Annotated in this window: 13 protein-coding genes; 7 read left to right on the plus strand and 6 right to left on the minus strand. The window is 55.9% G+C overall.

The annotated features are described in order from the left end of the window. From EJD88_RS18255 to EJD88_RS18265, 3 genes are all read left to right on the plus strand, one after another. Positions 1-1,022, plus strand: a 1,022-nt coding sequence (locus tag EJD88_RS18255; protein ID WP_178121994.1) for an RHS repeat-associated core domain-containing protein, incomplete at its 5' end; no start/stop codon positions are given. Beyond that, positions 1,019-1,663 (plus strand): hypothetical protein, encoded by a 645-nt coding sequence (locus EJD88_RS18260; RefSeq protein ID WP_158878668.1) that lies wholly within the window; start codon positions 1,019-1,021, stop codon positions 1,661-1,663. The genes EJD88_RS18255 and EJD88_RS18260, both read left to right, overlap by 4 nt. Positions 1,664-2,660: 997 nt before the next feature. Then, positions 2,661-3,071 carry a hypothetical protein gene (locus EJD88_RS18265; RefSeq protein WP_158878669.1) on the plus strand — a complete coding sequence of 137 codons (411 nt, stop codon included), beginning with the start codon at positions 2,661-2,663 and terminating at the stop codon, positions 3,069-3,071. A 28-nt stretch (positions 3,072-3,099) separates the two neighbouring features. Here EJD88_RS18265 and EJD88_RS18270 read toward each other — a convergent pair whose 3' ends face one another. Continuing rightward, positions 3,100-3,537, minus strand: a complete 438-nt coding sequence (locus tag EJD88_RS18270) for a DUF3995 domain-containing protein (protein WP_112194952.1) — start codon at positions 3,535-3,537, stop codon at positions 3,100-3,102. 91 nt (positions 3,538-3,628) lie between these two features. On the opposite strand from EJD88_RS18270, the gene EJD88_RS18275 reads away from it, so the two are divergent. After that, a complete protein-coding gene (locus EJD88_RS18275; RefSeq protein WP_158878670.1) occupies positions 3,629-4,018 on the plus strand; it encodes a DUF2946 domain-containing protein in 390 nt (129 codons plus the stop codon). Positions 4,019-4,113: 95 nt separating this feature from the next. Then, complete coding sequence (locus EJD88_RS18280) at positions 4,114-6,240, plus strand: TonB-dependent siderophore receptor (RefSeq protein ID WP_158878671.1); 2,127 nt, start codon at positions 4,114-4,116, stop codon at positions 6,238-6,240. Positions 6,241-6,312: 72 nt separating this feature from the next. Here the strand turns inward: EJD88_RS18280 and EJD88_RS18285 are convergent, their stop codons facing one another. Next, entirely contained in the window at positions 6,313-7,314 is a 1,002-nt protein-coding gene (locus EJD88_RS18285) for an ABC transporter substrate-binding protein (protein ID WP_158878672.1), read from the minus strand. 133 nt (positions 7,315-7,447) lie between these two features. After that, positions 7,448-7,897, minus strand: coding sequence for a hypothetical protein (locus EJD88_RS18290; protein ID WP_177411611.1), 450 nt, complete (start codon positions 7,895-7,897; stop codon positions 7,448-7,450). Positions 7,898-8,695: 798 nt separating this feature from the next. Here EJD88_RS18290 and EJD88_RS18295 point away from each other — a divergent pair. Continuing rightward, on the plus strand, positions 8,696-8,926 hold the full coding sequence (locus EJD88_RS18295; protein ID WP_099585108.1) for a hypothetical protein: 231 nt from the start codon (positions 8,696-8,698) through the stop codon (positions 8,924-8,926). A gap of 72 nt (positions 8,927-8,998) precedes the next feature. Next, positions 8,999-9,235, plus strand: a complete 237-nt coding sequence (locus tag EJD88_RS18300; RefSeq protein ID WP_158878673.1) for a DUF2789 domain-containing protein — start codon at positions 8,999-9,001, stop codon at positions 9,233-9,235. Positions 9,236-9,283: 48 nt separating this feature from the next. On the opposite strand, the gene EJD88_RS18305 is transcribed toward EJD88_RS18300, so the two are convergent. The 3 genes from EJD88_RS18305 to EJD88_RS18315 all read right to left on the minus strand — a co-directional run bounded on the left by EJD88_RS18305 (position 9,284) and on the right by EJD88_RS18315 (position 12,904). Then, positions 9,284-10,975 (minus strand): methyl-accepting chemotaxis protein, encoded by a 1,692-nt coding sequence (locus EJD88_RS18305; protein ID WP_371926561.1) that lies wholly within the window; start codon positions 10,973-10,975, stop codon positions 9,284-9,286. A 95-nt stretch (positions 10,976-11,070) separates the two neighbouring features. Then, on the minus strand, positions 11,071-11,475 hold the full coding sequence (locus EJD88_RS18310; protein WP_010564800.1) for a TraR/DksA C4-type zinc finger protein: 405 nt from the start codon (positions 11,473-11,475) through the stop codon (positions 11,071-11,073). Between the two features lie 406 nt (positions 11,476-11,881). Continuing rightward, positions 11,882-12,904 carry an ABC transporter permease gene (locus EJD88_RS18315; RefSeq protein ID WP_024076018.1) on the minus strand — a complete coding sequence of 341 codons (1,023 nt, stop codon included), beginning with the start codon at positions 12,902-12,904 and terminating at the stop codon, positions 11,882-11,884. Positions 12,905-12,927 lie beyond the last annotated feature (23 nt).

Below are 12,927 nucleotides of genomic sequence, written 5' to 3' on the forward strand. Positions count from 1 at the left end.
TCGGCAACCTGATCGGTGAACGCAGAGGCAAAGGTCACCAACTGGTCACCCAGTACCGCTACGACTGCCAGCACCGCCTGATTGCCGTCACACAACCCAACGGGCAAACCGCCAGCTACCGCTACGACCCGTTTGGACGGCGTATCAGTAAAACCGTAGACGGCATCACCACGGAGTTCTTCTGGCAAGGCGACAAGCTGATTGCCGAGCACCATGCAGATCGCCACCGCAGCTACCTTTACGAACCCGACAGCTTTCGACCCTTGGCGCTGCTGGACGGCTTCGGCCCAACCGACACCCAGCCCTACCACTACCAACTCGACCACCTCGGCACGCCACAGGAACTCACCGACCCAGACGGCGAAATCGTCTGGTCCGCGCACTACCGCGCCTACGGCCAGATCAGTCGTCTCGACAAAGGTAAAATCGACAACCCGCTGCGCTTTCAGGGTCAGTACTTTGATCAGGAAAGCGGGCTGCACTACAACCGTCATCGCTACTACAATCCAGATATTGGGCGTTACCTGACACCTGACCCGGTGAAGTTGGCGGGCGGGATCAATGCGTACCAGTACGTGCCCAACCCTACCGGGTGGGTGGATGTGCTGGGTTTAAGCACGTGCCCAGGTGCGGATGCATGCAAGCCAAAATACACCGCTGAGGATCCGGCGAAAAACGCCAAGGTCAATGACGGCGAGGCAGAACTCCCCAAGGGCACGGATAGCAACCTATCGAGGAACGGAGCATTCAGGAGAGCCAAAGAAATCGGAGGGATTCCAAAAAACACTCAACCATTAGCAATTTACCGAGATAAAATTCGCGATCAGGATAAGCACATAATGGGACGGGTATATGTTTTTAGCTTAAAAGATGGCCACCTTACTACGATTTACGAACACTCTCTCGGACACTTAGAAGGAAATCATGGCCCACACTTCAATACCAAAAATACGATAAACGAAATTAAGACCCCACTAAAAATTGGTGACGACTCCCACACGTATTTTAAGAGATCAAAATGAAAACCGCTTATATAAACGAACTCGGCATCAGGCCTTGGACAGATGCGGACAGCATAAACAACAGTAAATTTACTACCACAACCTTGGTAGACCACAACTTTCCTGATTTATGGAAAAGTTGGTGCAGTGTCGTGGAGCACCTTTCTGAGACGTGGTGCTTTAAAAGAGAGTGGAAAGTAATTCGCGGGAAAAAGCCCAACTCAAAAACTGAGGAATACTTATTAAGGAAAGACTTAACCAGCCAGCTCAAAAGTGGAGATTTCTTGCAAAAAAACGAAAAAAGCAACACATACTCCATGATCAAAAACAGGCCAAACACGCCAATAAAAATAAACAGCTTAGCGCTAGAAGGGTCAAGTAGCGTTTTTTTAATAATAGAAAAAACAAAAAGCGAAATAGAGACACTCTGGAAAAACATGTTGATTTTTGAAAAAAATATTACCGCAAAAAACATTGGTTATTTTTTAGACTCGAATGACAGCTTATTACTCTGTAGATTCTATGAAGAAGAAACACATGCAGCAACGCAGTTTATATACCCAACAAAATTCAAAGACGAGATATCTTCAGCACTCAAAAAAAACAAAATACAGAAAATAAATATTCAAGACACCTACAATTTTATTCACCACAAACTATAAATATACAACCTTGGCAAGCAATATAAAAACCAAGCAACTAACAGCACTCTGATATTTATTGGAGACCCTACTGATATTTATTTTTATGAGGCAACCAACCTAAAACTCAAACACCAAAAACACAGATAAGTTATAAAAACAACCCAAAAAAACACAAAATAATTTAACCAATGAATAATTCAACAGATCACACAACCCATTACAAAACAGCTTTGGTTATAGCACTCAATGCCGACATAGAAGAAGACGTTATGCTACTTATCGATGAAGTACTCATTAATTGCTTTATCACCTACTGTCCTTATGAAATTGAAATAGGCAAGGGCTACTCCTATTTCCTTTACGGATAATTGCAAGACGAAAACTTTTTTCCTTCACGCTGCTCAATGACCAAGGCGTGCATTACGACCACCCCCACCTCAATGAGGGCCTCATCAAGTTAGAAGTCGAACGAATAGATGCAAGCTTTCACTAACATATAACTAAGCGACAATACTGCGCACTGCAGACCAACCCAAGCAAAATTCGAAAATCACATCGAGATTGACATGCCGGAGCGAATAAGATTACAAGCACAATCCATTAAGGTTGTCACGAGAAAAATCTTAATTCAAATAACACCAAGCTTGCGAAAAGCAATATTATTGCAAAGCTTATAACCCGAATTAGCGAGAGCAATAATCGCTGGATGACATCAACAAAAGCCAAACCTAAAACACCTGCACCGCCAAATCAAAACACATGGAACTAATGAAGACAAATTTTGATCATCTCGCATAACTATAAACCTCAACAATCCAAGTGGTGCAAAAACAAAAATTGTGACATTTAAACCATGGCGATACCATAGAGCTTCGGCAGCAAGGCGCACACGCACGCCAGTCACCATAAGATTGATCAAAGATTTAGATAGCCACAAAAGCTCATTCAGCAGCACCAAAGATGTGGTAGATGCTTCAAATGCAGTCGGGCTCGATAGATTGGAAAGGCCAAGAAGATGAAAACTCAGACCCTGGAAAACTTGATAACCGAATATTTATCACAGGTTAAAAAAGCAACAGACCTACTTGAGCGCACGTTCGGAACCAAAAATATTCTGGGGCTATGGCGCGCCAAAAAGATTCCGCAATGCGGGCTCCTTACCGAAGACATTACCTACGAGCTGCATGGTGTTGGTTGCAGTGTTTATCTATCTAACATTTGTGTCGATTTCGATTATGGCCCTGATGAGAGGATCGACGGCTTCGACCCTTGGCGGCTGTATATGTACGCATGTGAGGTGCCGAACAAATACAAGAAATACACAAACAAAGCGTCTTTGGAGAATGACTTCAACGAATATCTTAAGCTGGGAAAAGCCAAGAGAATTTCCGGCTCCATGTCGAACTTGTACTTCATTCAACCATGACCCAGGAACCTAAAAAAACGATCGGGCCTCACCCCCACGCCACCACCAACAACCCCACCCCCAACCCCAAACACAACGGCGAATAAACCCACGTATCCATCCTCGCAAACCGCGATCCGCCGACCTTCTTGAAAAACCCCACCAACTCCGAGTCCCCAATCGCCCTGGCAAACATCACCAAGGCAATCGCACTGATCCCCCACTGCAATGCTCCGTGGGATACCGGCGAGAAATACAGCCCGGCTCGCAGGCAGACGAGCAGTGCAATCGCGACCAAACCCATTGCCACCAGAAATGTGCCCAAAGCCGATGGTTTGAACGCAGGACGAGGCCCGCTGGCGAATTCGCCCGGGAGCTGCGGGATGGCCGCCAGGCTGCCGAGTTTGCCGCCCGCCGCCCAGTACAGGTGGACCATGCTGATGCAGGTAAAAATGCCGACGATCCACCGTGCGATGACAAAGCTCATGGCTGGCTCTCCTCAAAGGTGCGAGACAGGATAGTCGCCCAGGGATTTTTTGCAGGCATTTCGTCGGCGGCTGATGGTAAAGTGCCGCCCCATGAAACTTGCCCGTGCCGACCGCTCACTCATTGCCTGGATGCTGTATTGCTGCGTCCTGTTCAATGTGTTCGTCTGCAGTATTGGGCATGGGCAGATGGTCGGGATGCAGCTCAATGGCATCGGCGGTCAGTTCTGTACCGTGGACCCGCGTACCCAGGCGCCCAAGCCGTCCAACTCCACCGATGAAAACCTGCCCACGCTGTCCAAGGCATTTGGTTGCCCACTGTGTTCCACCGGTGGTATGGGGCCGGCGCTCAGCTCCAGCCTGAATGTGGAGGTGTTGCCACAACCTCACGCACCACCGCCAGCAATCGTCACCCGCGCTGACACCCCCGCCCGCGTCACCTGGCCCACGGCTAATCCGCGTGCCCCGCCTGCCTTCACCTGATCCCTGCGCTTTCCGATCTGCACCGGCCACCGTTTCCCCAAGGAAATACGCAAGGCTGTGCGTTGCTTTCAAGCCAAGTTTTTCAGGATTCAACCATGAAACATTTACCCCTGTTGGCGGGCCTGTTCGGCTGCCTGCCTGTCTGCACCTGGGCCATCGAGCTGGCCCCGACCACCATTGATGGCGAGTCAACAACCGAACCCGGCCTGAGCCTGGAGCAATCCAGCGGCGTGGCTTCGCGCTTGGGATTGAGCGTGCGGGAAACCCCGGCGTCAGTAGCCATTGCCAATCGCAACGATATTGAACGCCACGGCGCCAAGACCTTCCGTGATGCCGCCAACACCCTGCCTGGCGTCAATGCCAGCGCTCCGCCGGGATTTGGAGGTTTTGTGTCTTATCGTGGATTTACCAGCAGCCAGATCACCCAGATGTTCAATGGGATCAACGTTGCCACCGGCCTGGCACGGCCGGTGGATGCGTGGATCTATGATCGGGTGGAACTGGTCGGCGGCCCTTCCTCCCTGATCAACGGGGCCGGCTCCGTGGGCGGCTCGCTGAACTACGTGACCAAGTTGGCGACCCGTGAGGAACACGCTGCCGAAGGCCAACTGACCTATGGCAGCTACGACACGGCCGGCATGGCCTTCGGCGTGAACCATGCCCTGACCGAACCGGGCGCCGAGGTGCAGCACTATGCGCGCCTGGACGTCAGCCGCAACACCCATCACAGCTACATCGACCGCGCTCAACGCGATGCCTGGAGCCTGGCGTTTTCCCTGCTCAGCGACCTCACCCCCAACCTGTCCCACACCCTGGCCCTGGAATATCAGGATGAGCATGAAGACAGCCCGTATTGGGGCACGCCCGTGCTCAACCCCAAGGCCGGCGAGTTGAAAATCGACACACATAACCGTTTCAACAACTACAACGTCGCAGACGGTCGTTATGAGCAGCGCACGCTGTGGGCACGCTCGATCATCGACTACCGGATCAACGACAGCACCACTCTGAAAAACACCCTCTATCATCTCGACAGCCAACGCGACTACCGCAACCTGGAGACCTACCAGTACAACGCCAATAACAGCGCGGTGAACCGCTCCACCGCCTACCAGGTGCGCCATCAAGGTGAACAGAACGGCAACCAGTTCGAGCTGCGCCATGACGCCCGTGTCTTTGGCCTGTCGACCACGTGGTCCGGCGGCTTTGAGTACAAGGTCAACAGCACCACTAACACGCCCTGGAATGTGCCGGGCAACAGCACGGTGGATCCGAACGCCTTCAACCCCGGCCACTTCTACGACCTACCGCGAACCCAGGAGAAGTTCGGTGAGGACAAGACCAATGAAGTCACCACCAAAGCGCTGTTCGTGGAGAACCGACTGGGCCTCACCGACAAGCTCTCGTTGCTGACCGGCCTGCGTTATGACGCCATCGACCTGGATGTGACCAACCACCGCGCAGTCACGGCCACCAACCCGCGGCACTTCAAGCGCCGTTGGGAGCCGGTGACCGGCCGGGTGGGCCTGACCTATCAGTTTGTCCCATCAGCAAATGTTTACGTGCAGTACAGCACCGCCGCCGAGCAACCGAACACCACCACGCAGGTGTTCGATGTATCGACTGGCAAGCAGTGGGAAGTGGGCAGCAAGTTCGACTACCTGGACGGGCGTGGCTCAGCCACCGTGGCCGCCTACCGGATCGAGCGCAAGGATTTTGCCGTCACCGACCCGCAGGCCCCGACCAGCAGTATCCCGGTCGGCGCGCAGTCGTCCAGGGGCATCGAGCTGGCCACTTCGCTGCGCCTCACACCGAGGTTACTGGCAGAGGGCAACTTCGCCTGGGTGGATGCGGAGTACGACGAGTTCAACGAGAAGATCGCCAGCGGTGCGGTGGTTTCGCGCAAGGGCAATACACCGACCAACGTGCCCAAGCGCGTAGGTAACCTGTGGTTGACTTATGATTTCGCCGAGGACTGGCAAGGGGGCGTGGACGCACGTTATGTCGCCGAGGTTTATGCGGATAACGCCAATACGATGACCGTGCCCGCCTACACCCTGTTTGGCACGTTCCTGCGCTACAAGGTGGATGCTCACACCTCGGTCACTGGCCGGGTGCGTAACTTGACCAATGAGGTGTATGCCGAGTTTGCCCATGTGTCGCCGGCTTATTACCTGGGCTCGCCGAGAACCTTCGAGGTCGCGCTGCAAACCCGTTTCTAAACCTGGAATGCAATCAACTGTGGGAGCGGGCTTGCTCGCTCCCACAGTTTGACCTTCAGCAGCTAGCAAGACTCACTTCAAGCTTGCCTCCACCTTCCCCGCCACATCCTCCGGTAACCAGGCCTTCCACACTTCAGGGTGCTCTTTCAAGAACACCTGAGCCACCTCCCGTGGCGGTGTGTGCTTCTCGCTCATGCTCGCCAAGGCTTTATTCAGCGGCTCTATCGGAAATTCGACCTTCTCGAAAACTGCCGCAATCTGCGGATGTTCCTTCTGGAACGGGGTAGACACACCAATGCTCAATTTGGACGCCAGGGACCGCGTAGGCTTTGGATCGGGATTATCCGCATCCGTCAGCGTTTTCCAGGCTTCGGCATCGAACGGCGGCTCTTCCAACTGGATCAACTTATAGCGGCCCATCAAGGGCGTCGGCGACCAGTAGTAAAACAACACCGGCTTGCCCCGGCGGATCGACGAGGCAATTTCGGCATCCAGCGCCGCCCCCGAACCACTGCGGAAGTTCACGTAGCTGTCGTCAAGGCCATAAGCCTTGAGCTTCTGCTTGTTGACCACTTCCGAGGTCCAGCCGATGGGGCTGTTGAGAAAGCGCCCCTTGCCTGGGGATTCCGGGTCCTTGAACACATCCTTGTAACGGGCCAGGTCCTTCACGCTCTTGAGGTCCGGCGCCAGGGGCTTGATACCTTTGGCGGGATCGCCCTTGACCACGTATTCCGGCACCCACCACCCCTCGGTGGCACCTTTGACCGTATCGCCCAAGCCCGCAACCTTACCCTCGGCTTCGGCCTTGACCCACACCGGGCTGCGTCCCGCCCACTCTTCACCGATGACCTGGATGTCGTCCTTGGCCAGGGCGGTTTCCAGCGTAATGGTGGTGCCGGGCAAGGTGTCGGTGGGCAGGTCATAACCCTTCTCGACAATCACCCGCAGTATTTCGGTGATCAGGCTGCCGCTTTCCCAGTTCAGGTCGGCAAAGTGTACCGGCGCCTGTGCGGCCGACACTGACAGGCTCATGGCCGTCAACGACGCCGCCAACAGCGTTCTCAATCCTTTCATGCCCTTGCACCTCGCGATATCACAGCAAACAGCGGACGGCTTTGCTGACTAAGCGCGAAGCCTCTGAATAGTTAAGTCAACTCAACTGTAGTAGAGGTTCCGGGAGATAGGAGATGTTCGCTGTATTTGCTGGTTATTCGCTGGCCTTGAATGTCACCAGCTCACCCTTGCGCCATTTGGCGGCCTTGCCGGTCACGGCCTTGAGGGTTTTGGTCAGGCCTTCCTGCAGTTGTTCGTTGGCCGCAAATACCAGCATCACGCTGTGGCCTTCCTTGAAGACGATGCCGTAGCCATCGGCCGTCGACACAAAGGCGTAGTCGCCCAGGCCATACACCGTCAACTTGATATCGCGGAACTTGAGTTCGAACTTGCCACCTTCGCGACTGGGCAGTACCGCAGCACGAAAATGGTCACCCACCTTGAGCTCCAGGCGCGGTTTGTCATCCACGACCATCGCTGCCTCGGTGTCGATTTCGGCAACGTAGATGCCTTCTGGCGTCTGCTCAGTGATGTAAACGAAACGGGATTGAAACTGCTTGACCAACTTTGCGCGCAAATCACCCAGCACGAACAACGCGTGCATATCCAGATTACTGACTGCCAAGGAAACGCCCCCACATCGAAAAGAGCGCCGTCCGCCAGAGCGGGCAGCACAAAAAAACGGCCATCTCGGCACGATCACACAACACATTCATAGAAAAACTGAAGAAGATCTCGCGGCTGCGTCCGAAGACTAGTACCGACGTACACAATGAGCCTTGTGCAAGGTCATCAGCCATCACAGGAGATCACAGGTTCAATAACCAGAGAATACCGGTCGACCCGCTTCAGAGAATAACGCCCTTAAAAAACGTAGTTTCCGACAATTCAAACAAGCCAGGACAGCCTGGCATGGAACCAACGGCCGGCTGCCGACGACAATACTAAAACAGCAACGCGGGTTAAAACCACCTGTAACGCTGCTGCTGGGTCAACAAAGATCGATCGACAGGAGCCGACCATGCACCGACGCCCAAACGACGCTACGTCTTCCCTAACTCGCTCATCGTTTCAGGACGAACACCAATACTACTGCTTGCACAGTCCCAACGGGTACCCCAATTCTATTCTTTACCAGGTAGTACCGGCCGGAAGAAACTTCTTTCATATCCGCGAAGTCACCAGCGGCAGGATCAAAGGCTTTCGCAGCGACCATGTCCAGGCCTGCGAACTGGCCAAGCGGCTGGAGGCCTCCCTGCACGACGGGATCGTTTCGTCACCCGGATGACTTTACTGCGCCGCCGCCCCTCAACAACTGCCATACTGGCCCGTCCATTGAAATTGGCCCCGCTTGGGTCAGGTTTCATCAGTGCAGTTGGTTACCTCGAAGGGAAGGCTATACGTGACGGAATTTGATATTGGCGAATTTTTCATCCACGGCGACGCAAGGGAAGTAGACGGTGAGTTTCAAGCAGTGATCGTGATGCGCGCCAAGCCACCGTTGACCACCGTCACCACGCACCAGGTGGAAAAGGACCGTTGGTTCAAGACACTGGATACCGCTGCCATCGCTGGCAAAGAATCCGCCCTGGCGCTCAAGACCGCAGTGGATTCAGGGGCGCTGACCTCCTGACAATCCGATCGAACTCTACCGCGCCACAAGCCTCCCATGCGTAACGATCCTAAAACCCGCAGGGAGACTGATATGGACGCGCCACTACCTACACTCGAAACGTTATTTGAACAACTGGGCCTGGACTCGTCGCCGCAAGCCATCGACACTTTCATTGCCGCGCACCCGCTGAGTGACGACGTCAAATTGATCGACGCCCCGTTCTGGACGCCGCAACAGGCTCAGTTTCTCAAGGAAGAACTGCGTGAAGACGCCGAATGGGCCATCTGCGTGGATGAGCTCAACCAGCGCCTGCATCAACCTCGGTAACCGCGTCGCTGCAAAGCGCCTGCAGCTCGCAGGCGCTTGCACAAGCGCCTAACGCAGAGCCTTCGCGCCCTCAGGCTTATACCCCAGACGCAAGCCACCCCAATGCCGCCCCAGAACCATGATCGGCACCGACAGGTCATGCATCAGCTCGCCGGTATCACGGGTATAGGTCTGTAACAGCACCGCTTGCTGATGGCTGCCACAACGAATCCCTGTGCGGTCCTCGAACTTGCGCTTGGTGCGATTCTGCACCGCATCCACCTGGGCATCTCCGGTCAGCGCCTGGGAAAACGCCTTGTTGTGGGTCGGCACATAGCCTTGGGGCGTGCAGGCAATCGCAAACACCAGCCCTTCGTGACGCGGCAGCAGCGCCTCCTGAATCGCCGGCAACACCTGGTCGGTGTAACCGTCGAAGCGCGTGTGATACTTGCTCGGGCTGGTTTTGGGGATTGGCGTGTAGCTGCGGTCGAACAAGTCGTCCAGGCTGATGCGGCTTTGCTGCACGTCTGCCTCGAACTGCGCGGCAATGCGGCTGGCCCCTTCGCGCGCCAGGTCGTAGACACGCTGGTGATAGTCATCCAGCCCGACCTCCGCCAGGCGTTCGCTGATGGTTTCTGCCTGCCCCTCCATTTGCACGGCGGCGTCGGCCAGTTGGCGGGTTTGCTGGTCGCTCACGTCCAGGTCGCTGCGCATCTGCTCAACGGCGTGGAACAAGCTATCGAGTTGGGCGCGGTTGGTGTCGGTACCCTGGGCGATCTCACTGACCTGCCCTTCCACATCCGCCGCCAGGCTGGCGATGCTGTGCAGTTGCTCGCCGGCTTGCTCCACTTGCTCGACGCCGGTGTGCAGATCCGCCGACAACTGGCGAATCTGCTCCACCACCTGAGCCGTGCGTTGTTGGATGTCCGCCACCATCACCCCGACCTCATCGGTGGCCGTGGCGGTACGACCGGCCAGCCCGCGCACTTCGTCCGCCACCACGGCAAACCCGCGCCCATGCTCACCGGCCCGCGCCGCTTCAATCGCGGCGTTAAGCGCCAGCAAGTTGGTCTGGCTGGCGATGGACTGAATCACCAGGGTGACGCGCTGGATTTCTTCGCTGCGCTGACTCAAGGCTTCGATCAGCTCTCGGCTGGCGTTGGCGCGCTGGCTGAGCTGGTGCATGCGGATGATCGACTGGGCCAGCACTTCACGACCTTCAGTGCTGCGCTGATGGGCCTGGCTGGCGGCCGCCAAGGCCTCACGGCTGAGTTGGGAGGTGATCTTCTCGGTGCCGATCATCACTTCGGCATTGTTGACAATCTGCTTGGCCGCGCTCAATTGCGACTGCACACGCGCAGCCAGTTGCTTGACCGAATAGGCCACGCCGGCGGCGGACAATGCGTTATGGCTGGTGGTATAGGACAGATCGCGGGTCAGCTCGCCCATCGCATCGGCGGCATCGGCGGCATCAGACTGCGCAATCACAGGCTTGGGACTTTTGAGGCGGGGCAACCAGATGACCAGCAAGGTCAATGGCAGGCAGAGATACAGCGGCAGGCTGGCCAACGCAAGGCCCAGCAGGACCAGCACCAGGGCGGTGCTCTGCAAGAGCGGCATCAACCAGCCGGGCAACCCGCGCACCACCGCATCGGGTGGCACTGCTGCGCCCATCAGAGTTCCGTCTCCAGCCATCTTCGTTACCCCGCTGCTTGTCGTTATTGTGCCTGCATTAAACGCCACTATCGGGCCATTATCCATGGGCCTTTAGTGGGGTGGCTTGCAGCAGATCAATAGACGGGGTGTAACGGGTTTTTCTCTGGGGAGCCGCCTACACGGCCCCCAGCTTCACCGCATCAGGCTTGACGCTGGTGCTTGTCGATCTGCTCGTGGCGCTCTTGCGCTTCGATGCAGTACTTGGTGGTCGGGCTGATCAGCAGGCGCTTGAGGCCGATAGGCTCGCCGCTGTCATCGCACCAGCCAAAGGAATCTTCCTTGATGCGTTCCAGTGCACGCTCAAGTTGCGGCAGCATGCGCTGGTCGCGGTCGATGGCGTTTACCAACCAGGTGCGCTCTTCTTCCACGGAAGCAGCGTCGGCCGGGTCAGCCGGGGTGTCCAGGCTTTCAATGGCGATACGGTTCTGTTCAATGCGCTCGTGGTGCTCCACTTTCATGTCTTGCAGCAACTGCTCAAAAAAAGCGTGCTGTTCGGCATTCATGTAGTCATCCGCCGGCATGGCCAGCAACTTTTCCTTTGTCATTGATTTCTCTATAAAAAATACGTGCATTAAGGCGAATAAGGGAGCGTTCCGGCCGACCTCTGCAGGTCTCGGAAGGGCGCCATCCATTCCAAGCGCCACCCGGCACTCAATTTACGAGGGGCGGCAGTCTAAGGCCGACTTGAGGGCGCAGCAACTGAAAAGACAGGCATTTTTACCGACACAACCCCAAAAGGCACCAGAACGGGCTTGGCGAACGGTTATCGGAGTGCGTTTATAGCAAGAAATTCAAGTTTGTGGAGCTATATAGAAGACAAACGGTTAGATCTGCCTGGTGATTTTCAAATGTGGTAGGGGGCTTGCCTCCGATAGCGGTGGGTCAGTAAATAAATCTGCTGGCTGACACTCCGCTATCGGGGGCAAGCCCCCTCCCACATTTTGTACTGCGTCAGCGCTTGAGTTTGCGCTTGTTGCGGTATTGGTCGATGACCACCGCCACCACAATGATCAAGCCCTTGATGATGTCCTGGATATACGCATCCACACCCACAAACGTAAACCCGCTGGCCATCACCCCGAGGATCAGCGCGCCGATCACCGTGCCGGTGATGCGCCCTACCCCGCCCGCCAGGCTGGTGCCGCCGATGACCGCCGCAGCAATCGCGTCCAGCTCATAGGACATGCCCATGCCCGCCTGCCCGGTGGCAGCGCGTGCCGAGGCCACCACACCGGCCAGGCCAGCCAGCAGGCCCGCGATGCTGTAGACGATGATCAGGTGGCGCTTGACGTTGATCCCCGAGGTCCGCGCCGCCTGCATGTTGCCGCCGATGGCGTAGGTGTACTTGCCGTACTTGGTGTAGCGCAGGGCGATATGGAAGATCACCGCCACCACCAGGAAGATGATCACCGGCATCGCGCCATGACCGATGGCCGTGTACGAGTCAGAAAGCATGCTCACCGGCTGGCCTTCAGTGTAGTAACGCGCCAGGCCACGGGCCGACACCATCATGCCCAGTGTGGCGATAAACGGTGGGATACCGGTGACAGCAATGATGCTGCCGTTGATCGCCCCCGCCAGCAGTCCCACACCCAGCCCCATCGCTACCGGGATCCACACCGGCAAATCGGTCAGGCTTGGGAACACGGCTCGGGAAAAGTCGGAGGTCTGCGCCAAACTGGCGGCGATCATCGCCGACAGCGCCAAAACCGACCCGGACGACAAATCAATCCCCGTGGTAATGATTACCTGGGTCACCCCGATGGCCAGCAGGCCGATGATCGACACCTGCAGGATCATCAGCACCAGGCGCTGGGAGTTCATCAAAAAACTCTGGTCCCGCACGATCCAGCCGAACAACTCAAACACCAGGCCGATGCCGATCAGCACCAGGAAGATGCTCAGCTCGGTGGGCAGTCGACGCCGGTGCTTGACCGGTGCCGTGGCAGGCTTGTTGTCTGTTATTGCGTTCATAGCCAATCACCTTCTTATTCTGT

It is taken from the genome of Pseudomonas sp. PB105 (assembly GCF_009764655.1).
Classification (GTDB): Bacteria; Pseudomonadota; Gammaproteobacteria; order Pseudomonadales; family Pseudomonadaceae; genus Aquipseudomonas; species Aquipseudomonas cyclaminis.